We start from the raw sequence: 23,871 nt of genomic DNA, 5'->3' as shown, positions 1-23,871 counted from the left end.
ACACATCAATTGAAGACTTATCAGCCCCATCTGTCAACCGGCGTCCATTGCACCTGCCTGCGGCGGCGGGAAAGGGTGATGCAAAGAGGCGGCACGGTCACGCGTGCTAGACTCGCGCCGCTCCCAATGATGCGCTTCCGATGCAGATTCAGCTCCTGATCCCCGGCCTGCTGTGGCCCACCGCAACCCTGCTCGGCCCTGCTGCCGGGCTTGCGCTCGACGGGCTGGCGGCCTTGCTCGGCCGCGGCACGCACTCGATGCTCGGCTTCGAGCCGTACGACCGGCAACTGGCGCGCCTGTTCGGCCTGGAAGGCGACGCCCTGCCGCTGGCCGCGCTGAGGCGTCTCGGCGAAACCGACGCCCCGCCCCCGACGGACGGCAACCACTGGCTGTGCGCCGACCCGGTCAACCTGTCGTTCGCGCGCGAGCACATGCTGCTGCAAGCGTTCGACGACGACCAGCTGCCCGCAGAGGAGTCCGCCCAGCTCGTCGCGGCACTCAATGAGGTCTTCGCCGATCTCGGCCGCTTCGAGGCGTGCACACCGACGCGCTGGTATCTGCGCCTGCCGCAGGCCAGCCGGGTCACGCTGTACCCCCTGGATGACGTCGTCGGCCGGCCGGTGAAGCACTTCCTGCCAGAAGGCGAGGACGCACGGCTGTGGCAGCGCACCATGAACGAAGCGCAGATCGTGCTGCACAACCATGCGCTCAGCCGGGCCCGGGAAGCGTCCGGCCTGCGTGCCGTCAACAGCGTGTGGCTGTGGGGCGCAGGCGAGTTCGAGCGGATGCCGCAGGCGCCCGCAGCCCTGGTGCAGGCCACCGATCCGCTCAGCATCGGCCTGGCACGTGCAAGCCAGTGCCCGGTCGCCACGCCCGATCTCGCTTCGGCGCTGAGGCAGGACACGCTCGTCGTCATCGACAGCTTGCACAAGCCGGCGCAACGCCTCGATCTCGACGCCTGGCGCCGCGGGCTCGAAGCGCTGGAACGCGACTGGTTCGCCCCCCTTGCCGAGGCACTGCGACGCGGTCGCATCGATACCCTGCGCCTCACCGCGCCGGGTGATCGCGGCACGCTGGTCGTCGCCAACCGCCGCAGCGATCACTGGAAGTTCTGGCGCAAGCCCTACGCCTTCGATGCACTGCTGAAGTCGACCGCCCCCGCGCCGATCACCCTGCCGGACGCCCCCCCGCCCACCGCCCCGCATACCGACCGATGACCCGCATCCAGTCCCGCCCTGTCTCGCAGCAAGCCCTCGCCCGCCTCGCCGATGCCGGCCTGCACCCGCTGCTCGCCCGCCTGTATGCCGCACGCGGCATTGCCCGCGCCGACGAGCTCGACACCAGCCTCAAGAACCTGCTTCCGCCCGAAGCGCTGACCGGCACCCAGGAGGCCGCCGTGCTGCTCGCTGACGCCATCGAGGCCGGCGCGCGCATGGTGATCGTCGCCGACTACGACTGTGACGGCGCCACCGCCTGCGCGGTGGGCATGCGTGCACTGCGCGCCTTCGGCGCCGACGTGCATTACCTGGTTCCGGATCGCGTCACGCTCGGTTACGGCCTCACGCCGGCGATGGTCGAGATCGCCGCGCGGCTCGAGCCTGACGTGCTGATCACCGTCGACAACGGCATCGCCAGCGTCGAAGGCATCGCCGCTGCGCGCGCGCACGGCATGGCCACCGTCATCACCGACCACCACCTGCCCGGCGACGTGCTGCCCGAGGCCGATGTGATCGTGAATCCGAACCAGCCCGGCTGCGACTTCCCGAGCAAGGCGCTGGCTGGCGTGGGCGCGATGTTCTACACCATGCTCGCGCTGCGCGCCGAGTTGCGCGAACGCGGCGCCTTTACCGGGGGCAAGGAACCGAACCTGGCCGACCTGCTCGATCTGGTGGCGCTGGGCACCGTGGCCGATGTGGTCAAGCTCGACCGCAACAACCGCATCCTGGTCGCGCAAGGACTCGCGCGCATGCGCGCCGGCCGCCTGCAGCCGGGCATCCGCGCCCTGTTCGCACTGGCCGGGCGCGATCCGGCACGCGCCAGCACCACGGACCTCGGCTTCATGATCGGTCCGCGCCTCAACGCGGCTGGCCGTCTGTCGGACATGAGCCTGGGCATCGAATGCCTGATCACCGACGACGCCGGGCGCGCCATGAACATCGCCCAGGAGCTCGACAAGCTCAACCGCGAGCGCCGCAGCATCGAGGCCGGCATGCAGGAAGAAGCGCTGGCGCGCCTGTCCGGGTTCAATGGGGAAGTGAGCGCCGGCAACCGCGCGACCATCGCCCTGTTCGAGCCCGACTGGCACCAGGGCGTGATCGGCATCGTCGCCGGCCGGATCAAGGAAAAGCTGCACCGGCCCACCATTGCCTTCGCACGCGCGAACGATGGCGAGCTCAAGGGCTCGGGTCGCTCGATTCCGGGCCTGCACCTGCGCGACGCGCTCGATCTCGTGACCAAGCGCCATCCCGACCTGATCGTGCGTTTCGGCGGCCACGCGATGGCAGCCGGACTCACCATCCGCGAATCCGAACTCGCCCGCTTCGACGCTGCCTTCGAGGACGTCGTCAGCGAACTGCTCGAACCTGCCCAACTCGAGCGCCGCATCGAGACCGACGGCAACCTGGAGCCCGGCTACTTCGCGCTCGACGCCGTGCGCATGCTCGACAACGAAATCTGGGGCCAGGGCTTTCCGGCACCGGTGTTCGACGACGTGTTTCGCGTCGAACGCCAGCGGGTGCTGAAGGACAAGCATCTCAAGCTCGAACTGACGCGCGGCAACACCCGGTACGAGGCGATCCAGTTCAACCACGCCGAAGGCGCAGCAGCGCAGATCCATGCCGCCTACCGCCTGAGCATCAACGAGTACAACGGCGTGTCGAGCGTGCAGTTGATGCTGGAGCACTTCGAAGCCGCCTGAACGCGCGCGGCTCAGTTGTGCGGCGAGGGCTACTCCCCGATCAGGCCGCGCAGGTCGGACCCCGCAGCGCCCTCCCTCGCATCGCCGCCTGCCCCGACCTCGCTACCGGTATAATGCGCGGTTTTCCAGATTCCGCCGGAGCCTTGCCCATGGAAGCCGAACGCCAGAACGCCATCGCCGAAAAACTCGCCGACCTCGCCGCCCGCGGTCGGGAACTCCGGAGGTATCTTTGACTACGATGTGAAAGCATCGAAGCTCGAAGAGGTCAATCGCGCACTGGAAGACCCGGCCGTCTGGAACAACGCCGAGCGCGCGCAGGAACTCGGCAAGGAGAAGCGCCAGCTCGAGGACGTTGTGCTGACGCTGCAGACGATCGACGCGCAATCGCGTGACCTCAAGGATCTGTACGAGCTGGCCGAAGCCGAGGACGACGACGATACCTTCGAAGCCGTCGAGTCCGACCTCGAAGGACTGGAAGCGGAAGTCGAGAGGCTCGAGTTCCGCCGCATGTTCAGCAATCCCATGGACCCGAACAACTGCTTCATCGAAATCCAGGCCGGCGCCGGCGGCACCGAAGCGCAGGACTGGGCGGGCATGCTCGAACGCATGTACCTGCGCTACAGCGAGAAGAAGGGCTTCGGTGTCGAGCTGATGGAAGAGACCGAGGGCGAAGTCGCAGGCATCAAGAACTGCACGATCAAGGTCAGCGGCGAGTACGCCTACGGCTATCTGCGCACCGAGACCGGCATTCACCGTCTGGTGCGCAAGTCGCCGTTCGACTCCAACGCCCGCCGCCACACCAGCTTCACCTCGGTGTTCGTGTATCCGGAAGTGGACGACTCGATCGAGATCGAGATCAACCCGGCCGACCTGCGCATCGACACCTACCGTGCCTCCGGCGCGGGCGGCCAGCACATCAACAAGACCGACTCGGCGGTGCGGATCACGCACGAGCCGACCGGCATCGTCGTGCAATGCCAGAACGACCGTTCGCAGCACAAGAACAAGGCCGAGGCCATGTCGATGCTGAAGGCGCGGCTGTACGAGCTGGAACTGCGCAAGCGCCAGTCCGAGCAGCAGAAGCTTGAAGACAGCAAGAGCGACATCGGCTGGGGCCACCAGATCCGCAGCTACGTGCTGGACCAGTCCCGCATCAAGGATCTGCGCACAAACTACGAAGTGGGCAACACGCAGGCGGTGCTGGATGGCGACCTGGATGACTTCATTGCGGCGAGTCTGAAACAGGGCGTTTAAGACGCCCGCCCTCGTTTCGCGACCGACGCCTTGCGTCGGCCGTTGAGCCAGGAACAACCTGAGGCTTGGCTGGGGCACTTGTGGAGAAGGCGAGGACTGTCTGAGCCAAGCGCAGCGCAGGCGAGTTCCGCAGCCTTCGGAACAAGTGCCCCAGTCAAGCCGGTTCTTGCACCACGGCTTCGGCCCCACTGTTCTTTCGAACTGCATCGGCCGCGCCGCCCCGGTCGGACGCACGGGGTATTTGTTCCGCCGGCTGCGGAACTCGCTTCGGTCGGACAGTCCTCGCCGGCTCCACAAACACCCCGTACGTCCTCCGGCAACCGAGGCTGAATAGGCTGAAGAACAACGACGAGGTCGAACCAGCCGCCGTCGCCGCCTGGTTTGATTCCGACCACCGGCAAGCTCCACCGAACCGACTCAACCCGACTTTGCAGCGCTCCCAGAATCGATGACTGAACCGTTCCTGTCGGACTTTCTCGCACCCGGCGTCGATGCCGACGAAGTGCCGGAACTCGCGGCGCTGAACAGTGCACGGCCGCTGCTCGACGCCTTCATCACGCTCTTCCGCGGCACCGAGGCCGAAGTCCTCATGCGCCTGCTCGTGCTGCGCGAGATCGGCCGTGAAGCCGAGGCCCCACGCTGGTCGCCGGACGCCCTGCGCGCGCGCTTCACCTATCTCGATCCGGTCAAGCTCGAAACCGTACTCAAGCGCCTGCGCGACAACGCCCTGCTCGCCATCGGCGAAGACGGGCAGTACCACCTCTCCGACATCGGCCGCAACGCGGTGGCCGCCATCGCCATGCTGCTGCGCTTCGGCGAGGAAGAGGATGCCGAGCTCGGCTTCCTCACCGCCCAGCTCGCCGGCCTGCAGGCCGTGGGCGGCGTCACCGCCGAATCGCTCGGCCACCTGCTGTCCAAGCTCAACGACCTCACCTGGCACTTCGAGGAAGCCATCGCCTCCGGTTCCGAATTCCGCATCCTCGACGCCCGTCGCCGCCTGTCGGCCAACGGGCGCTGGCTCGAGCGCGGCACCGACATCCTCAACAAGCTGCTCGCCGATCCCGAGGTCGACTTCGACATCGCCCGCATCGCACAGCGCATCGGCCTCGCGCAGTCGCGGCTGGCGCGCGTGGATGCCGCCTTCCAGCGCGCACTGAACAAGATCGAAGCGCAGCGCGTGACGCTGGGCGGCTCGGGCATCTCGTCGTCGGACGTTGCCGCCTGGCTGCGCCGGCTCGACATCGCCATGCTGGCAAGCTTTGCCGAAGGCGGGCTGGCGGCGGTGCCGGACCTGCCGCTGCTGGCCGGCGGCCACGAACTGCTGGACCGCGCCGAGACCGCGCTCGGCGACGACAAGGTGCGCGGCGAGGTCGACGCCACGCTGCCGCCACCGGACAGCTCGCCCGTCGGCACCGCACCCGACGCCGAAGACCTGGCGATGCTCGAGCACTTCACCCATCGTCTCGAGTCCCTGCCGGAACCGCGCCCCCTGCACCACGTCATCGCGGGCGGCGGCTTTGCGCTGGCCAGCTACCGCCTGTCGCTGCTCGCGCTGCTGGCCGACGGCGAGGACGCCAGTCCGGTCGACGGCCCGATCGGCGCCTTCATGCGTCTGCCGCTCGACGTGCGCTTCGGCGACGAGCTGGTGCCGGTCGGCGAAGACGAGATCGCTGCCATCAACGCCGGCGAGGTGGTCCCGCGTGCGACCGCCCTGCCCGCCCAATCCTGAACGGTGCGCCCATGGAACATGAACTGAAGACGCTCACCGCGCGCCTGCTCGCGCAGCGCTGGCTGCCGCGCAGCGACCGCATGGTGCGGCGCGCACTGGTCGACGAGACCTTCCGCCTCGAGCTCGACCGCCGGCTGGCCGACGTCGGCCTGCAACTGCTCGACAACCCCTACGCCGCCCACGTCGGTGTCGCACTGCAGGCCGAGATGGCCGAACCCGTGTTCGGTGCCGGCCGCGAGTACGCCGCCAGCAACCTCGGCCTGGCGCGCGACGAGATCGCGCTGCTGGTGGTGATCTGGTCGCTGGTCGTGCTACCCAAGCGCGAGCGCCAGGTCACGCGGCGCGAACTGATCGACGACGGCCAGACCGACATGTTCGGCGGCGACAAGCCCGTCGCCCACGGCGACAGCGTCTCCGGCAGCCTGGCCGAGAGCTCGCTGGTAGCCGACTTCGGTCCGCGCCTGGGCGGCAAGACCAAGATGACCATCGCGCTCGGCAAGCTCGCGAGGCTGGGCTTCATCGAGCGCCGCAACGGTGTCATCAGCGAAGGGCCGCTGCTCGACGTGGCGCTCGACTACCGCGTGATGGCCGACCGCATCATCCACGGCACGCTGGGCGAAGTGCTCGCCGCCGCCGGCCATGCCATGCCCGAAACCAATGCCTTCGAGGTGGCGGACATTCTGCCCGACGAGGACGGGACTAACGACGACGCCGGAGACAACCGCTGATGTTCCATATCAAGACGCTCGAACTCGTGCACTGGGACTTCTGGCGCCGCTTCTCGCTGCCGCTGGACGCCCAGATCATCACCATCGTCGGCCCCAACGGCTCGGGCAAGACCACCCTGCTCGACGCCCTGCGCACGCTGTTCGCGCTGCGCTGCTCGGGCAAGCGCGACTTCCGCCGCTACGTGCGCCGCGCCGACCGCAGCTTCGCGTGGATCCGCGCCATCGTGGCCAACGTGCCCGGCAGCACCGGCAAGCGCCCGTTCTTCCCCTGCCTGTCGGACGAAGTGACGCTCGCCTGCCGCATCCGCAAGGCCGGCGGCGACTGGATCCGCGATTACGCCATCGTCGACGGCAACCAGGACATCGAGGCGCTCGAGGCCAACAACGACTGGATCGGCCTGCGCGACTACCAGAACCGCCTCGCCTGGGGCGGCCTGACCCCGGCCATCACCAAGGTGCTGGCGCTGGAACAGGGCGACACCGACAAGCTGTGCGAGTACTCGCCCAAGGCCCTGCTCGAGCTGGTGTTCGATGTCTTCGGCGACAAGGAGGTGCTGGACAACTACCAGGCCGCGCGGGAGGAGCAGAAGAACGCCGAGCGCGAGCTGGGCGAACTCGGCATCGATCTCGACCGCCTGAAGACCCAGGCCGAGGAAAAGAAGGCCGAGGCCAACCGCTTCCTCGAATGGAAGCAGCTCGCCGACGAAGCCCAGGCCCTGCAGGCGGAGATCGTGCCGCGGCTCGAGATCGCCGAGCTGGCGCGCGAGATCGCCGACGAGCGCGACGCATTGCGCCGCGTCAGCCGCGAACGCATCGACAGGATCGCGGAGCAGCGCGAGGCCCGTCTGCGGCTCGACGCCGTGCGCGCCGAACAGGACGCCGCCAGCGCCGAACGCAAGCGCCTGAAGGAGGGCGACACCGCCACCGAGCAGCGCTATCTGGCTGCCCACGACCGCGTGCGCGACCTCGAGAAGCTGCTGGCCGAGCGCGACGCCCTGCGCGCCCAGCTCGCCACCGAGCACGGTGCCGACGCGGTGGCGCTGGAGAAGGAACACGAGGAGGCCGACGCCGAGCGCGCCCGCCTGCGCGCCCGGGAACGCGAGCTCGTCGCCGCCTTCGAGGACCGCACCGAGACCCTGCGCAGCGAACGCAACCGCAGCGGCCCGCCGGGCGACGCCGAGGTGTCGCGCTTCCGCGTCAAGCTCAGCGCCGAGGGCATCGCCCACCAGAGCCTGGCCGAGGTCGTCGAGATCACCGATCCGGCCTGGCAGGCGGCGCTCGAGGCCATCCTGCGCCCCTACCGTCACCTGATCCTGCTCGAGCGCGAGGCCGACCGCCACGCCGCCTGGGCGTTGGGCGAGCGCGAGCGCTTCCGCCACTTCATCGTGCCCGAGCGCGAGCCCGCCCCGCCGCCGCGCCCGATGAGCCTGGCCGAAGTCGTCGAATTCAACGGCCCGGTGCCGCGCTGGCTGGCCGACCTGCTCAACCGCATCCGCCGCGTCGAGGATGCCCAGGCCGCCCGCGACCTGCCGCGCGAGCAGGAATGGATCACCCGCGACGGCTACCACCGCGAGCGCCGCGGCGCCCGCCACCTCGGCCGGCCGCAGGAGTTCCACTTCGGCGAGCTCGCCCGCCAGTCGCGCATCGCCGCGCTGCAAGAGGAAATCATCGCGCTCGACAAGCAGCTCCAGGCCCTGCGCCCGAAGCTGGACGAAGCCACTGCGCGCGTCACCACGATCCGTCAGCGCATGCTCGGCCTGCAGTCGGCGCAACTGCTGGCGGCCAATGCCGAACGCTACGCCACCGCCGACTCGGAGCTGCCCCAGGCGCGCAAGGCGCTGACGGCCGCGATCGCCGAGCGCACCGACATGCGCGGCACGCTCGACGCGCTCAACGAGAAGCTCAGCGGCATCCAGATCGAGGTCGACCGCCGCCAGCGCGAGCTCAAGGCCATCGAGCTGCGTCTGGCCGACATCGCCCGCGAGCACGGCCCGCGCCGCCGCACGCAGGCCGAACGCATCGTGACGCTGCGCCGTCGCCGCCGGGGGATGCCGGCGCACTGGCTGGACGCCGGGGAACTCGCCCTGCTCGCCGAAAAGTACGGCGACGCCCGGGGTGCCCGGCTCCAGCTCGAGCGCCTGCGCCGCCACATCGACGAGGGCGACTGGATCACCGACCCGGCCGTACTGGTCGTGCGCGACCGCCTCGCCGCCGACGTTGGCCGCCGCGAGCGCGACTACCTCGACCGCCAGGGCTACTGCGCCACCGCGCGCAACCACAGCGACAACGCACGCGCCGCCTACATCGCCAAGCTGCGCGCCACCGTGCGCCAGTACGCGAAGAACCTCAAGGCCCTGGGCGACCTCGCCAACGTCAGCGTGGACTGCCCCACGCCGCACCTCGAGAACGACGACGTCTCGCTATCGCAGGCCGGGCTGGAGGTCCGCTTCGATTTCGACCGCAAGGGTGCGGTGGGCCTGAACGACGGCGAAGCCTCGGGCGGCCAGCAGGTCATGAAGTCGCTGATCCTGCTGATCGGCCTGCTGATGGACGAAGCCCGCCCCGGCGGTTTCGTCTTCATCGACGAGCCCTTCGCTCACCTCGACGTCGCCAACATCGACCGCGTCGGCACCTTCCTGCGCGCCACCCGCGCGCAGTACCTGATCACCACGCCGGTCACCCACAACGCCAACGTGTTCGCGCCGGCGCAGCTCACGCTCGTGACGCGCAAGAAACAGCCGGGCAACGACTGGGCCCCGCCGGTCGGCGTGTTGCAGAGGGCCTTGGACTAATGCCTGCCGTGACCGATTCCACACCTTGACCTGCATCAAAATTGAGACCATCCCGGCTGCATTCTCAATTCATGCATTCCAACTTTCCTGCCGCCGGTAAAGACATGACGACATCCCTGCCCCAACGTTCGCTGCTCGCCCTGATCTCAGCCCTCGCCCTCGGCCAGGGGCTGCCTGCCGTGGCTCAGGATGCGAGGCCCCTCAGCCTCGCGGTCAGCGAAGGCACTTCGGGCGGCATCGACGCCGCCACCGCGCGCAAGAAGTACGCGCCGATGGCCGACCGTCTGTCCGCCGCGCTCGGGCGCAAGGTCGAAGTCGCCTTCGTGCGCGAATTTGCCGCGCTCGAAGAAGGCATGCGCGACGGCAAGTTCGACTTCGTGATCGCCCGCCCGTCGGACTACCCGGCACGCGGTCTGCGCGACTACCGCTACCAGTATGTCGCCAACGCCGAACCCGAAGGCCACTGCATGCTGGTGGTCCGCGCCGACTCGCCGGTCAAGGCGGTCGCCGACCTGCGCGGCAAGACCTTCGTGCTGCCGGAAGAGGTTGCCTACATGACGCGCTTCTGCCGCGCCGAACTGCGCGACAAGGGCATCGACCTCAGCAAGGAAAGCGTCTTCTACGTGCGCGAACAGGGTGCGATTCCCTTCGGGCTCGAGAAAGGCATTGCCGATGTCGGCGGCCTGGCGTCGTACTCGGGCGCCGTACGCAAGTGGCGCGAGAGCGGGCAGCGCATCCTGCACGAATCGGTCGGCCAGCCCTACATGCCGGTGGTTGGCCACCCCGGCCTGTCGCCCGGAGACATCGCCAAGGCACGCCAGGTGCTCGTCGGCCTGTCGAGCGACGAGGCCGGCCAGGCCTTCCTGCGCCAGCTCGGCATCACCGGCTTCTCCGCCAGCGAGGAAGACCGCCTGCGCAAGCTGCTGGGCTGGCTGGGCGTGTGATCGGCGACCGTCAGCGTCCCAGCAGCGCCTCGGCCGGCATGCCGACCCGGACGTTGCCCCAATGCCGCCCGCCGATCATGATCGGCATGGCGATGTCGCACAGGATCTCGCCGGTGTCGCGCAGGTAGGTCTGCAGCAGCATCGACTCGGTGTTGCGTGCGGCACGCAGCTCGGGCGGACGCTCGAACTTGCGGCAGGTGCGGTTGCCCACCAGATCGGCCTCGTAGTTGCCGGTGAGCGGCTTCGAGAACTTGCCGTTGTGCGCCGACAGGTAGCCATCGGTATTGACCGCCACCGCGAAGGCCGCGCCCTGGGTCGCGCCCAGGGTGCCATCCAGCAGGGCCTGGCAGCGTCGGGTGAATTCCTCACCCCATGTAACCTTGAACTTCTGCGGATTGGTGCCGGGTATCGGCTGGTAGCGGCGGTCGAACACGTCGATGCGGCTGGCGGCCATCTCTTCGAGCTGCGCCTGGATGCGGTCGCGGAAGATGCGGGTCTGGTCCACCGCGAGGTCGAACGCGCCCCGGCCGATCTTGAAGCGGGACACCAGCTCCTGCACCGCTTCGGTCGCCTCCGTGAGATCAAGCGTGCGTCGTTCGCTGTCCTGCATCTGCTCGCCGACCTTGGCAGAGAGCTGGTTGATGGCGGTGACGTTCTCATGGACACGCGCGTTGGTCTCGCTCAGCGACTCCATCGCGACGGCGATCTGGCTCAGTTGCCGGCCGGAGGTCTCGAACTCGCCGACCATGTGCTCGAACTGCCTCGCCGAGCGCTCGACCACGGCGCGCGTGTCCTGCACATCGACGTTGATGACCTCGTTCTCGCTACGGGTGTTGGCCACCAGGCCCAGCATGCCGTTGATGTTGCCGACGATCTCCTCGGTGGCCTTGTTCACCCGCTCGGCCAGCTTGCGCACTTCGTCCGCGACGACGGCGAAACCGCGACCGGCCTCGCCCGCCCGCGCCGCCTCGATGGCGGCGTTCAGGGCCAGCAGGTTGGTCTGGTCGGCGATCTCACGGATCAGCACCGCGATGTGCTTCACGCTCTCGGACCGCGTCGACAGGTCATCCACCGTGGTGTTGAACTTCAGCACCTTCTCGCTGACCGTGTTGATCTTGCCGGCGATCTCCTGCATCTCCGCGAGCGAATCACGCGCGATGACGAGGTTCGCGCTGGTCGATTCGGTGATCTGGCGGGCGCCGTGCGACACCTCCTCGATCGCCGCGGTCGAGGCGGTGCTGGTCTCGAAGACCTCGGCCGTCATGCGCTCCTGCTCGCGGGCGCCGGCCGCCGAGTTCTCGATGCGCAGCTTCACCTGCACGGCCTCACGGGCGATGTTCACGCTCATGTTGCGCACCTCGCCAATGATCTCGCGCATGCGGTCGGCGAAGCGGTTGAAGCTGATCGCGAGATCGCGGAACTCGTCGTGGCTGCACAGCGGCAGGTTGCGCGAGAAATCGCCCTCGCCATGGCTGACATCGTCGAAGACTTCGCGGATCGCGCGTACCGGCCTCACGATCAGGTGGCGCAGGTAGAGGATCTGTCCCACCGTCAGCAGCAGTGCAAACACGCTGAGCGAGACCATCATGACGAACCCCTTGTCGAGCATCGCCATGATGCCCGCGGCGGCCTCGGGACCACGTCCGAGCATCGTCTCGATCTCGGAGGCATGCCACCAGTAAACGGCCAGGTACAGGATGTTGATCACGAACAGCAGCAGCAGACTGCTGAGCTTCTTGGTCAGTGAGTTCCAGAAAGTCTTTTCGACTGATTCGTAAAGCTCGCGGAAACTGCTCATCGCCGGGTTCCTGAGACGAGATGGATCGGTAAATGCACTATCGGTGTGCAAAACGCGCACTTTAGAGCTGAAGATGAAATATTTCCGCGAAACAATGCACGGTTGCGACCCTCGCACTGCACCGCCGCGCTTCGCCCGCCCGTCCGCGAGCCCCCCGGCCCGCCGCCGCAATTGCCCTGCCCCCCCTCCGCCTGCGACAATCACGCCTTTGCCGCCGGCATCGCGCCGGCGCCGACGAATTTCCATCCGATCCGAATCGACACCATGTCCGACCAGACGAACACCCCGCCGCAGGACGAGAACCACCTGATCGCCGAGCGCCGCGAGAAACTCGCCGCCTGGCGCCAGAGCGGCCGCGCCTTCCCCAACGACTTCTCGCGCGAGAACACGGCCGGCAAGCTCGACGAGCTGTATGGCGAGAAGGACGCCGAAGCGCTGGAAGCGATGCCGGTCGAGGTCAAGGTGGCCGGGCGCATCATGTTGAAGCGCGTGATGGGCAAGGCGAGCTTCGTCACCATCCAGGATCTCTCCGGCCGCATCCAGCTGTACGTGCAGCGCGACGGCGTGGGCGAGGACGTGTATGCCCAGTTCAAGACCTGGGACATCGGCGACATCGTCGGCTGCGTGGGCACCGTGTTCAAGACCAAGACCGGCGAGCTGTCGGTCAAGGCCAGCGAGATCCGCCTGCTGACCAAGAGCCTGCGCCCGCTGCCGGACAAGTTCCACGGCCTCACCGACGTCGAGCAGAAGTACCGCCAGCGCTACGTCGACATGATCATGAACGAGCAGACGCGCTTCACCTTCGTGGCGCGCAGCCGCATGGTGCAGTCGATCCGCAACTACATGACCGGCCACGGCTTCCTCGAGGTCGAGACGCCGATGATGCACCCCATTCCCGGCGGCGCAGCGGCCAAGCCCTTCATCACCCACCACAACGCGCTCGACATGGAGCTGTTCCTGCGCATCGCGCCGGAGCTCTACCTCAAGCGCCTGGTGGTGGGCGGCTTCGAGAAGGTGTTCGAGGTCAACCGCAACTTCCGCAACGAAGGCCTCAGCCCGCGCCACAACCCCGAATTCACCATGATGGAGTTCTATGAGGCGTACGCGAACTACAAGACGCTGATGGACTTCACCGAAGGCCTGATCCGCCAGGCCGCACGCGAGGCGCTGGGCACCGAATCCTTCGTCTACCAGGGTCGCGAGCTGGACCTGTCCAAGCCCTTCCACCGCCTGACCATCGTGCAGGCGATCCGCAAGTACCACCCGGGCTTCACCGAGGAACAGCTGGCTGACGCCGCGTGGCTGAAGGAGAAGATCGTCGCCTTCGGCGAAAAGGTGAAGCCGGGCGGGCTGGGCAGCCTGCAGCTGCAGCTGTTCGAAGCCTGCGCCGAAGCCGAGCTGTGGGAGCCGACCTTCATCATCGACTACCCGGTGGAGGTCTCGCCGCTGGCGCGCGCCTCGGACACCGACCCCGAGATCACCGAGCGCTTCGAACTCTTCATCGTCGGCCGCGAGATCGCCAACGGCTTCTCCGAGCTCAACGATCCCGAGGACCAGGCCGCGCGCTTCCGCGCCCAGGTCGAGGCCAAGGAGGCCGGCGACGAGGAAGCGATGTACTTCGACGCCGACTACATCCGCGCGCTCGAGTACGGCCTGCCCCCGACCGGCGGCTGCGGCATCGGCATCGATCGCCTGGTGATGCTGCTGACCGACTCGCCCTCGATCCGCGACGTCATCCTGTTCCCGCAGATGCGTCCGGAGTAATCCCCACCATGGCCGGCGGCAGCCTGTTCCTGCTTCTCGACGACATCGCGAGCGTGCTCGACGACGTCGCCACGATGACCAAGGTGGCGACCAAGAAGACCGCAGGCGTACTGGGCGATGACCTTGCCCTCAACGCCCAGCAGGTAACGGGCGTGCGCGCCGACCGCGAAATCGCGGTGGTGTGGGCCGTGGCGAAGGGCTCGCTGCTCAACAAGGCCATCCTGGTGCCGGCAGCGCTGGCAATCAGCGTGTTCGCGCCCTGGCTGATCGCCCCGCTGCTGATGCTGGGCGGCGCCTTCCTGTGCTTCGAGGGCTTCGAGAAGCTGGCGCACAAGTTCCTTCACGGCAAGGAAGAAGCCGGACACCGCAGCGAGGTGGTCAGGGCGCTGGCCGCCCCCGAGGTCGACCTGGTCGCGCTGGAGAAGGACAAGATCAAGGGCGCTGTGCGCACCGACTTCATCCTGTCGGCCGAGATCATCGTGATCGCGCTCGGCGTGGTGGGCGGCATGCCGTTCGGCACGCAGGTCGCGGTGCTGATCAGCATCGCGGTGATGATGACGATCGGGGTCTATGGCCTTGTCGCTGGCATCGTCAAGCTCGACGACGCCGGGCTCTTGCTCAGCCGCATGGGCAATGCGGTGGCGCGCGGCATCGGTGCGGCCGTCCTGTGGCTCGCCCCCTGGCTGCTGCGGGCCCTGTCGGTGCTGGGCACGGCGGCGATGTTCCTGGTCGGCGGCGGCATCCTCAGCCACGGTCTTCCGCCGGTGCATCACCTGATCGAAACCCTCACGGCCGGCATGACGGGCCTGACGGGCGCCCTGCTGCCCACCCTGCTCGACGGCGTGGTCGGGATGGTCGTCGGCGCCCTGGTGCTGGTGGTCGTCGGCCTCGGCAAGCGTCTGCTGCCCCGCCGCGCCGCCACGCACTGAGCGGCGGCGCACCAGGCGATTTCCTTCCGGTCGCAGCATGGCAGCAAAACCCCTCATCCCCGCTCGGCTGGCCTTCGCCGCAGATGGCACGCCCTACTCCGCTACTTTCGACGACGTCTACCACTCGGCCGACGGCGGTCTCGGACAGGCCCGCCATGTCTTTCTCGCGGGCAACGACCTGCCACGGCGCTGGCAGGGGCGCGAACGCTTTGTCATCCTCGAAACCGGCTTCGGCCTCGGGCTCAACTTCCTCGCCACCTGGGCGACCTGGCGAGCCGACCCGCAACGTTGCGCCCGGCTGCACTTCATCTCCTGCGAGCTGCACCCGTTCAGCCGCGAGGATCTCGCCACCCTGCACGCCCGCTGGCCGGAACTGGCGCCGCTCGCGGCCGAACTCCAGGACCGCTGGCCGGTCCTTGCGCCCGGCCTGCACCGGCTGCACCTCGACGGCGGACGCGTCAGCCTGACGCTCTATCTCGGCGATGCACGCGACGGACTCGACCGCCTGACGCTCTGCGCCGACGCCTTCTATCTGGATGGCTTCTCGCCCGCGCGCAACCCCGAACTGTGGTCCGAGCGCATCTTCCACCTGCTGGCCCGCCTGGCTGCACCGGACGCCACGCTCGCCACCTGGTCGGTCGCCGGCCCGGTCCGCGAAGGGCTGCGCCGCGCCGGCTTCGAACTCGAGAAGTCGCCCGGCTTCGGCGGCAAGCGCCAGATGCTGCGCGGCCACCGCACCTGGCCCGCACAGCGCGAGTCCACTCCAGACCGTCACGCCCTGATCCTCGGCGCCGGCATCGCCGGTTGCAGCATTGCCGAGCGGCTGGCTGCGCGTGGCTGGCGCATCGACCTGATCGATGCCGCCGACGGCCCTGGCCAGGGCGCCTCCGGCAACCACGCCGGCGTGCTGCGCCCGCTGCCCAGCCTCGACGACAACCGCATGAGCCGGCTGACCCGCGCCGGCAGCCTGTACGGCTGGCAGACGATCGCCAGGCTGCACCGCGAGGGCCTGGCACCAAAGGCCGACGCGTGCGGCGTGCTTCATCTCGCGCGCGACGGCGTGCAGGAGGGCAAGATGCGCAAGGTCGTCGATGCGCTGGACCTGCCTCGGGCCCACCTGCGCTTCGTCGACAGCGCCGAAGCAGCGGCGATCGCAGGCTGTGCCGTCCAGTACGGCGGCTGGTTCTTCAGCGACAGCGGCTGGGTGCAACCGCCCAGCCTGTGCCGTGCGCTGCTGCAGCGCGCCGAAGCCAGTGCCCCGCTGCGCACCCACTTCGGTCGCCAGGTGGAAGGTCTCGCCCGCGTGGATGGGCGGTGGCAAGCGCTCGCCGCAGACGGCAGCGTCATTGCCGAGGCGCCGACGCTGATCCTGGCGGCGGGAACCGGCGTCATGCGCTTCCCGGTGGCGCACGGCCTGCCCGTCGTCAGCGCCCGTGGCCAGGTTTCCCTCCTGCCCGCCGGCGCCGGCAGCCCGCCACGCGTCGTGGTCTGCTGCGGCGGCTACGTCAGCCCCGAGGTCGATGGTGTGCGTTGCGCCGGCGCGACGTTCGCGGTCGACGATGCCGAGCCCGCACTGCGCGCCGCCGATCATGCTGAGAACCTGGCCAAGCTCGAGAACATGCTGCCCGGCGCAGCGACCGGGTTCGACGCCGACCAGCTGGCCGGGCGCGTCGGCTTCCGCCCGGCCTCACCCGACCGCCTGCCGATGGTCGGCGCCCTGCCGGCGGCGCACGGCATCGACCGCGGAACGGTCTTGAGCGACATTCCGCGCCAGCCGGGGGCATACGTGCTGTCGGGCTACGGCGCACGCGGCCTGGTGTGGTCGGCGATCGCAGCCGAGCTGCTGGCGAGCCAGATCGAGGGAGACCCCCTGCCCCTTGAACGCGATCTGTGCGATGCCGTCGATCCTGCACGCTTCCTGCTGCGCCCGCCGCGCGCAGTCCGCCTGGAGGACTGATCCAATCCGGCACTGCAGGTGCCTGACTCGGCACACCGTGGCGCCATGACCTAGAATTGGGGCGAGTACGTAACATGCATGCCTCGAGTGCGCCGGAGCTTGGCGTCCGCAACGCCGAATGACGCCACGGGCCTCTTCGCTCGAGGCAGAGACAGGTTTCTTGTCGAACGAGGTGAGCATGTCCGTCCGCACCCTGGGCCACGCCATCCGAGATGCCGACATCGCATCCGCGCTCGAGGCGGTGGAGCGGCGGCTGGCGGCGACGCAGGCGCTCGCCCGCGTCGGCGACTGGACCCTGGAGCGCGACACCGCGCGCATGACCTGGTCGCCCGAACTGTTCCGGCTGTTCGAGCGACCCCTCGAATACGGCGTGCCGGACGTAAATGAAGCCCTGTCCTATTTCGGCGCCGAGTCGCTCGAGCTCACGCGCACGGCCTTCTGGCACGCCATCGACAGCGGCGAACGCTGCACGCTTGAACAGGAAGTCATCCTGCCGTCAGGCGCAAGGCGGCATCATGTCACCGTGATCGTTCCGGTAGCCGATGAACGCGGCAGGGTGTTCATGCTATATGGAACGGTGCAGGACATCACCGAACGCAAGGCCCTCGAGGCGGAACGCCTGAGCCATGTGGCGCGCGTGGCCGAACTGTCGCGCCGGCTGCTGGACGTGGGCGAACGCGAGCGACGACAACTTGCTGCGGCCCTGCACGACCACGCGAGCCCGAACCTGGCCGCGCTGAAGCTAACCTTCACCAATCTGGTCGGCGCCCTGCCCGCCCCGGTACGCGCGGAACTCGAACCCTTGCTCGACGATGCCATCGCGCTGCTGGCCGACACCGATGCGGGCATCCGCGAGATCTGCACGACACTGCGCCCGGCCACGCTCGACTACGCCGGCCTCGCGCCGGCCATCCGCGAATACGCCAATCAGGTCGCACGTCATAGCGGCAGCGCGGTATTGCTCGATCTGGCCGACGACGACATTCGCTTGCCGCCCGACCTCCAGACACTGCTGTTCCGCATCGCACAGGAAGCACTCACCAACTGTGCCAAGCATGCGTCCGCCAGCCTCGTGCGCGTCAGCCTGCACAGTGAGGACGGATGCATCCGCTTGCGGATCAGCGACGATGGCTGCGGCTTCGAGCCCGCGGAACTGGGGCAGCCCGGCACAAGGCCGGGGCTCGGCCTGATCACCATGCGCGAACGCGCCGAACTGGCCGGCGGGCGTTTCCAGCTACGCTCGGCTGCGGATCAGGGATGCGACATCGAAGTGGAACTTGCGGTACCGCCGTGCACCGCATGAAGGAGTCCGCCATGAAGCTACGCATCGTGCTCGCCGACGACCATCAGATGTTCCGTCACGCCCTGCGCGCGCTGCTGGAGAACGATCCCGGGATCGAAGTGGTCGGTGAGGCCGCCGACGGCGAGGCATTGCTGCGGCTCGTCGAGCAAGCGCCTGTGGACATCGTCTGCATCGACATCGGCATGCCGGGCATGAACGGCATCGAAGCCACGCGGCGCCTGCATGCAGTGCGCCCGGACATCCGTGTGATCGGCCTGTCCGCCTACGCCGACCGCCAGTTCGTCATCGACCTGCTCAACGCCGGCGCACACGGTTACGTGACCAAGGCCGACGCGGGCGACGAACTGCTGCGCGCCATCCACAACGTAAGGCAGGGACGCACCTACCTGTGCCCGGATGTGGCGGGCGCCATTGCCAGCGCCCTGCGCTTCGGCACCGATGCGCAGGCCAGTGCGCGGCAACTCACCGCCCGCGAGCGTCAGGTCCTGCAGCTGATCGCAGAAGGCCATACCTCGGCGCGCATCGCCGATCGGCTGCACATTGCGGCGTCGACGGTCGAGGTCCATCGCCGCAACATCATGCGCAAGCTCGATCTGCACAACGTCGCCGATCTCACCCGCTACGCCATCGTCAACGGCATATGCCGGGCGGCTGACTGAGCGTTCCAAGTTCGGCCACCTTTCCACCACGTGACACGATCTACCGGTTTTCCGGTACGTATAAACACCAAGAACGAGGTATATCCGGCTCATGCCCAAGGCATTAGCATCTGGGCTCCACACACGCTCCGAGTCAATCGAGAGGAAGACCAGATGAACATCCATCCGTCCATGCAGCGTTTTTCCACCACCACCGAATCCAGCCTGCAGACTTTCCAGTCGCTCACCGACATCGTGCTCGATGCCACCGAGCAACTGATTGCGCTGAACGTCGGTGCCGCCCGCTCGCTGTGCGCCTTCGCCTCGGCCCAGAGCCTGCCGGTCAGTGGCGAAGCCCTGCCCAACCAGTTGGCCGACCGCATCGCCGCGCAACACCAGGGTCTGGAGCAGGCTGCGGAATACCTGCGCAACGTGAATGAGATCTGCCTGCGCACGCAGTCGGAAGTCGCCGAGATCGGCACCCGTCACATCAACGAAATGAGCAGCTCGATGCAGACGCTGTTCGGCGAAGTCGCCAAGCTGACGCCGGCTGCCGGCCTGGAAATGATCGCCACCCCGGCGAGCACGCGGACGACGCGCAAGGCGGCCTGATCGCCGAAACGCGCGCGGTAGAACGACGAAGGCCCCGGAATTCCGGGGCCTTCGTCGTTTACGCGGCGAGGCAGTCCAGCTCAGGCATGGCGGTCCAGACGTGCCAGTACCCGTTCGCGCCCGAGCACCTCGAGCACGGCATCGATCGACGGTGTCTGCGGCACACCCAGCACCGCCACCCGCAGCGGAATGGCGACCTGCGGCATCTTCAGGCCGTGCTCGGCCATGGTGTCCTTGATCGCCTGCGACAGCGCCGCCTTGTTCCAGTCGGCGCCCGCCAGGCGTCCGCGCAGGCTGGCAAGCGCCGCCTTCGCCGCATCGGTGAGGTGCTGGCCGATGAGCTCGGGCGCCGGATGCACGTCCGCGACAAACAACTCGACCGAATCGGCCAGTTCGTTCAGGTTCGCGACACGATCCTTGTACAGCGCCACCACCGCCTCCAGCGTCACGCCGGTCTCGGGGTTAACGCCGCGACGGGCAAGACGATTCGCCACCTGCGCGGCCAGGAAAGCGTCGTCCGCCTTCTTGATGTACTGGGCGTTCAGCCAGTTGAGCTTCTCGGTGTTGAACTGCGCGGCCGAAGGCGTGATGTGGTCGAGGTCGAACCACTCGACGAACTGCTGACGACTGAAGACTTCATCGTCGCCGTGGCTCCAGCCCAGGCGCGCCAGGTAGTTGATGACCGCGTCCGGCAGGTAGCCGTCGTCGTCGTACTGCATCACGCTCACCGCGCCGTGGCGCTTGGAGAGCTTGGTGCCGTCATCGCCGAGGATCATCGACAGGTGGGCGTACAGCGGCACCTCGGCGCCGAGCGCGCGCAGCACGTTGATCTGGCGCGGGGTGTTGTTCACATGGTCGTCGCCACGGATGACGTGGGTGATGCCCATGTCCCAGTCGTCCACCACCACGCAGAAGTTGTAGGTCGGCGTGCCGTCGGCGCGAGCGATGATGAAGTCGTCCAGTTCGGCGTTGCCGATCTCGATGCGCCCCTTCACAAGGTCGTCCCAGGCCACGACACCGTCGGTCGGGTTGCGGAAGCGCACCACCGGCTGCACGCCTTCCGGCAGCTGCGGCAGGGTCTTGCCCGCCTCGGGACGCCAGCGGCCGTCATAGCGCGGCTTCTCGCCGCGGGCGCGCTGCTCCTCGCGGATGCGGTCGAGTTCTTCCGAGGACATGTAGCAGTGGTAGGCGGTGCCGGCGGCCAGCATCTGCTGGATGACGTCCTTGTACCGGTCCATGCGCTGCATCTGGTAGAACGGGCCCTCGTCGTGCTCCAGGCCCAGCCAGTGCATGCCGTCGAGGATGGCCTGCACCGCTTCGGGGGTGGAGCGGGCGACGTCGGTGTCCTCGATGCGCAGGATGAAGGTGCCGCCATGGCGACGGGCAAACGCCCACGAGAACAACGCGGTGCGCGCGCCGCCGATGTGCAGGTAGCCGGTGGGACTGGGGGCGAAGCGGGTACGGACGGGACGGGAAGCAGGAGACTGGGACATGGTTGAATTCGTTGGTGACGCTCGGGCGAAGCGCGGATTCTAAGGGATTGAAAAGGAGCTGACGGGGGACCGGCGCTCAGCTCAGCAGCAGCGCATCGTCGTCGACCTCCTCGCCGCGCACCTTCTCGAACATGTCGAGCAGGTGATGCACGTCGAGCCCTTCGCGATCGGGGCCGGAGACATCCAGCACCACGCGGCCCTGGTGCAGCATCACGGTGCGCTGGCCAACGTCGAGCGCCTGGCGCATCGAATGCGTGACCATCATCGTCGTGAGCTTGTGCTCGGCGACGATGCGCACGGTCAGCTCCAGCACGAAGGCGGCGGTGCGCGGATCGAGCGCCGCGGTGTGCTCGTCGAGCAGCAACAGGCGCGAAGGCTGCAGCGCCGCCATCAGCAGGCTCACCGCCTGGCGCTGGCCACCGGAGAGCAGGCCGATGCGGTCGGACAGGCGGTTCTCCAGGCCGAGGCCGAGCGTGGCAAGCTGGGCGCGGAACTCCTCGCGCAGCGCCGGCTTGACCGCGAAGGAGAAACCGCGGCGCTGGCCGCGCATCTTGGCGAGCGCCATGTTCTCCTCGATCGTCAGGTCCTCGCAGGTGCCGGCGAGCGGGTCCTGGAACACCCGCGCCACATGGCGCGCGCGCCCCCACACCGGCTGGCGGGTCATGTCGATGCCGTCGATCTCGATACTGCCGCTGTCGACACGCTGCTCGCCCGAGACGGCGTTGAGGAAGGTCGACTTGCCGGCGCCGTTGGAGCCGATCACGGTGACGAACTGTCCGGTCGGGATCTCGAGGGTCATGCCGCGCAGGGCCTGGGTTTCGATCGGCGTGCCGGGGTTGAAGGTCAGGCGCAGGTCGGTTGCTTTCAACATCTCAGTTCCCCTTCTTTCCGGACCAGTGGGCGCGCAGCTTGGGCACCACCAGCGCGACCGTCACCAGCACCGCGGTGACGAGGTTGAGATCCTGCGCCTGCAGGCCGATGAAGTCCGAGTTGAGCGCCAGTGCGATGAAGAAGCGATAGACGATGGCGCCGACGATCACCGCGATCGTCGCCAGGTAGAGCTTGCGCGAGGGCAGCAGGCTCTCGCCGACGATCACCGCCGCGAGGCCGATGACGATGGTGCCCACCCCCATCGAGATGTCCGCACCGCCCTGGGTCTGCGCGAACAGTGCGCCGGCCAGGCTCACCAGCGCGTTCGACAGCGCCATGCCGGCCAGCACCGCCAGCCCCGTATTGACGCCCTGCGCCCGCGCCATGCGCGCGTTGGAGCCGGTCGCACGGATCGCCAGACCGCTCTGGGTGGCGAAGTAGGCATCGAGCATCAGCTTCACCGCCAGCACCACGAACACCAGCAGCAGCGGACGGAACACGTAGTCCGCCAGCGCCTCGGGTTGCAGCAGGTTGAAGACGGTGGGCTCCATGATCAACGGCACGTTGGGCTTGCCCATGATGCGCAGGTTGATCGAGTACAGCGCGATCATCATCAGGATGCTGGCGAGCAGGTCCATGATCTTGAGGCGCACGTTGAGCCAGCCGGTGATCAGCCCCGCGACCGCGCCGGCGATGGTCGCCACGATGGTCGAGACGAAGGGATCGTAGCCGGCCGCGATCATGGTGGCGGCCACGGCGCCGCCGAGCGGGAAGCTGCCGTCGACGGTGAGGTCGGGGAAGCGCAGCAGGCGGAAGGAGATGTACACGCCGAGGGCGACGAGGCTGAAGATCAGGCCGATCTCCAGCGCCCCGAGCAGGGTGTAGAGGGACATGGGGGATACCGTTGGGGGAGGAAACCTGGCGGGCGTTCAGAAGGGAAGCACCCGCCGTGGCCGGCACCAGCCGGCCGCGTGCGGGTCGTTGTTACTGGACGACCTTGGAAGCGTCCTTGACGAGTTCTTCGGACAGCGTGACGCCCTGCTTCCGGGCTGCGCCGGGGTTCACGTGCAGTTCGAGCTTGTTGCTGGTCTCGGGGGCGATGGCACCCGGCTTCTCGCCCTTGAGGATGCGCACCACCATCTGGCCGGTCTGCACGCCGAGGGCCTTGTAGTCCATGCCATAGGCGGCCACCGCGCCGCGCCCGACACTGTCGGTATCGGCGGCAATCAGCGGGATCTTGGCATCCATGCCGACCTTGACCAGCGCCTCGTAGGCCGACACCACGTTGTTGTCGGTGCTGGTGTAGAACACATCGACCTTGCCGATCAGGCTGCGGGCGGCCGAGCCGACGTCGACCGAACGCGGCGCGGCCGCATCGACCAGGCTCATGCCGTGCTCGGGCAGTAGCTTGCGCAGCTGCTCCAGCACCACCACCGAGTTGGCCTCACCCGGGTTGAACACCATGCCGACGCGCTTGGCGTTGGGCGCTACGCGCTTGATCAGCTCGATCTGCTTGCCGAGTTCGAGCGCATCGGACACGCCGGTGATGTTCGTACCCGACGCGGCCATCGAGGGCACCAGCTTGGCCGCCACCGGGTCGGTCACCGCCGAGAACACCAGCGGGATGTCCTTGGTCGCCGCAGCCACGGCCTGGGCCGAGGGCGTGGCGATGGCGACGATCACGTCCGACTTGTCGCCGACGAACTTGCGCGCGATCTGCGCCGCGGTGCCGGTGTTGCCCTGTGCGCTCTGGTACTGCCACTTGAGGTTCTTGCCTTCCTCGTAGCCGGCGGCGGTCAGCGCTTCCTTGACGCCGTCACGTACGGAATCCAGCGCCGGATGCTCGACGATGGCGGTGATCGCGACGGATTTCTGCTGAGCATGGACCGGTGCCGCCATCGCAAAAGCCAGCGCCATCGCACCGAACAGGACCTTGCGGGACTTGATGAAAGGCATTCAGGACTCCTCTGCGGCCATCTCGGCCAGGAAGGTTGGACAGGCTTCGCTCCGCCGGGGCGGAGCAAGGCTGCGAAGTGTACCGGGCATCAATGATTTAGGCGACTGTGGTGGACCCGAAATTGAACGCTGCGCCAGCGAACGAGGCGAGATCCGGAAGCCGGCATTGCCTCGATGACTGTATTTT

General features: G+C 67.8%; 18 protein-coding genes. 13 read left to right on the top strand and 5 right to left on the bottom strand.

Going from position 1 to position 23,871, the window contains the following annotated elements; all coding sequences use genetic code 11:
- The first annotated feature begins 140 nt into the window (after positions 1-140).
- The 7 genes from AC731_RS03080 (at position 141) to AC731_RS03050 (ending at position 10,364) form a co-directional block, all read left to right on the top strand.
- The gene (locus AC731_RS03080; RefSeq protein WP_048709180.1) at positions 141-1,217 is read left to right on the top strand and encodes a hypothetical protein; all 1,077 of its coding nucleotides are present in this window, start codon (positions 141-143) and stop codon (positions 1,215-1,217) included.
- Positions 1,214-2,917 carry a single-stranded-DNA-specific exonuclease RecJ gene (gene recJ, locus AC731_RS03075; RefSeq protein WP_048709178.1) on the top strand — a complete coding sequence of 568 codons (1,704 nt, stop codon included), beginning with the start codon at positions 1,214-1,216 and terminating at the stop codon, positions 2,915-2,917. The genes AC731_RS03080 and recJ overlap by 4 nt, the downstream gene beginning before the upstream one ends.
- A gap of 149 nt (positions 2,918-3,066) precedes the next feature.
- A protein-coding gene (prfB, locus tag AC731_RS19990) for a peptide chain release factor 2 (protein ID WP_205626624.1) occupies positions 3,067-4,171 on the top strand; the annotation gives its coding sequence in 2 pieces (ribosomal slippage) (positions 3,067-3,147 and positions 3,149-4,171; 1,104 coding nt in all).
- 448 nt (positions 4,172-4,619) lie between these two features.
- Complete coding sequence (locus AC731_RS03065) at positions 4,620-5,900, top strand: hypothetical protein (protein ID WP_048709177.1); 1,281 nt, start codon at positions 4,620-4,622, stop codon at positions 5,898-5,900.
- 11 nt (positions 5,901-5,911) lie between these two features.
- Positions 5,912-6,628 (top strand): hypothetical protein, encoded by a 717-nt coding sequence (locus AC731_RS03060; RefSeq protein ID WP_048709175.1) that lies wholly within the window; start codon positions 5,912-5,914, stop codon positions 6,626-6,628.
- Positions 6,628-9,420, top strand: a complete 2,793-nt coding sequence (locus tag AC731_RS03055; RefSeq protein WP_048709173.1) for an AAA family ATPase — start codon at positions 6,628-6,630, stop codon at positions 9,418-9,420. The genes AC731_RS03060 and AC731_RS03055 overlap by 1 nt, the downstream gene beginning before the upstream one ends.
- 104 nt (positions 9,421-9,524) lie before the next feature.
- On the top strand, positions 9,525-10,364 hold the full coding sequence (locus AC731_RS03050; RefSeq protein WP_237266593.1) for a phosphate/phosphite/phosphonate ABC transporter substrate-binding protein: 840 nt from the start codon (positions 9,525-9,527) through the stop codon (positions 10,362-10,364).
- 10 nt (positions 10,365-10,374) lie between these two features.
- On the opposite strand, the gene AC731_RS03045 is transcribed toward AC731_RS03050, so the two are convergent.
- On the bottom strand, positions 10,375-12,162 hold the full coding sequence (locus AC731_RS03045; protein WP_048709171.1) for a methyl-accepting chemotaxis protein: 1,788 nt from the start codon (positions 12,160-12,162) through the stop codon (positions 10,375-10,377).
- A 264-nt stretch (positions 12,163-12,426) separates the two neighbouring features.
- Between AC731_RS03045 and lysS the strand changes: the two genes are divergently transcribed.
- The 6 genes from lysS (at position 12,427) to AC731_RS03015 (ending at position 19,365) form a co-directional block, all read left to right on the top strand.
- Positions 12,427-13,926 (top strand): lysine--tRNA ligase, encoded by a 1,500-nt coding sequence (gene lysS, locus AC731_RS03040; protein ID WP_004253365.1) that lies wholly within the window; start codon positions 12,427-12,429, stop codon positions 13,924-13,926.
- An 8-nt stretch (positions 13,927-13,934) separates the two neighbouring features.
- Positions 13,935-14,855 (top strand): DUF808 domain-containing protein, encoded by a 921-nt coding sequence (locus tag AC731_RS03035; protein ID WP_048709169.1) that lies wholly within the window; start codon positions 13,935-13,937, stop codon positions 14,853-14,855.
- Between the two features lie 37 nt (positions 14,856-14,892).
- Complete coding sequence (gene mnmC / locus AC731_RS03030) at positions 14,893-16,812, top strand: bifunctional tRNA (5-methylaminomethyl-2-thiouridine)(34)-methyltransferase MnmC2/FAD-dependent 5-carboxymethylaminomethyl-2-thiouridine(34) oxidoreductase MnmC1 (protein ID WP_048709167.1); 1,920 nt, start codon at positions 14,893-14,895, stop codon at positions 16,810-16,812.
- Positions 16,813-16,990: 178 nt separating this feature from the next.
- Positions 16,991-18,115 carry a PAS domain-containing sensor histidine kinase gene (locus AC731_RS03025; RefSeq protein WP_048710526.1) on the top strand — a complete coding sequence of 375 codons (1,125 nt, stop codon included), beginning with the start codon at positions 16,991-16,993 and terminating at the stop codon, positions 18,113-18,115.
- Between the two features lie 11 nt (positions 18,116-18,126).
- Positions 18,127-18,774, top strand: coding sequence for a response regulator (locus tag AC731_RS03020; protein WP_004253354.1), 648 nt, complete (start codon positions 18,127-18,129; stop codon positions 18,772-18,774).
- A 153-nt stretch (positions 18,775-18,927) separates the two neighbouring features.
- A complete protein-coding gene (locus tag AC731_RS03015) occupies positions 18,928-19,365 on the top strand; it encodes a phasin family protein (protein ID WP_004253351.1) in 438 nt (145 codons plus the stop codon).
- A gap of 80 nt (positions 19,366-19,445) precedes the next feature.
- Here AC731_RS03015 and gltX read toward each other — a convergent pair whose 3' ends face one another.
- The 4 genes from gltX to AC731_RS02995 form a co-directional block, all read right to left on the bottom strand.
- Positions 19,446-20,858, bottom strand: a complete 1,413-nt coding sequence (gene gltX / locus AC731_RS03010; protein ID WP_048709165.1) for a glutamate--tRNA ligase — start codon at positions 20,856-20,858, stop codon at positions 19,446-19,448.
- A 76-nt stretch (positions 20,859-20,934) separates the two neighbouring features.
- Positions 20,935-21,729, bottom strand: a complete 795-nt coding sequence (locus tag AC731_RS03005) for an ABC transporter ATP-binding protein (protein ID WP_048709163.1) — start codon at positions 21,727-21,729, stop codon at positions 20,935-20,937.
- 1 nt (position 21,730) lies between these two features.
- Positions 21,731-22,621, bottom strand: coding sequence for an ABC transporter permease (locus AC731_RS03000; protein WP_004253346.1), 891 nt, complete (start codon positions 22,619-22,621; stop codon positions 21,731-21,733).
- Between the two features lie 91 nt (positions 22,622-22,712).
- Complete coding sequence (locus AC731_RS02995) at positions 22,713-23,684, bottom strand: ABC transporter substrate-binding protein (RefSeq protein WP_004253343.1); 972 nt, start codon at positions 23,682-23,684, stop codon at positions 22,713-22,715.
- Positions 23,685-23,871: the final 187 nt, after the last annotated feature.

The sequence above is a fragment of the Thauera humireducens genome, assembly GCF_001051995.2.
In the GTDB taxonomy this organism is placed as follows: domain Bacteria; phylum Pseudomonadota; class Gammaproteobacteria; order Burkholderiales; family Rhodocyclaceae; genus Thauera; species Thauera humireducens.
Note: the sequence above shows the minus strand (reverse complement) of the source record. Positions and strands in the feature narration are given on the sequence as shown.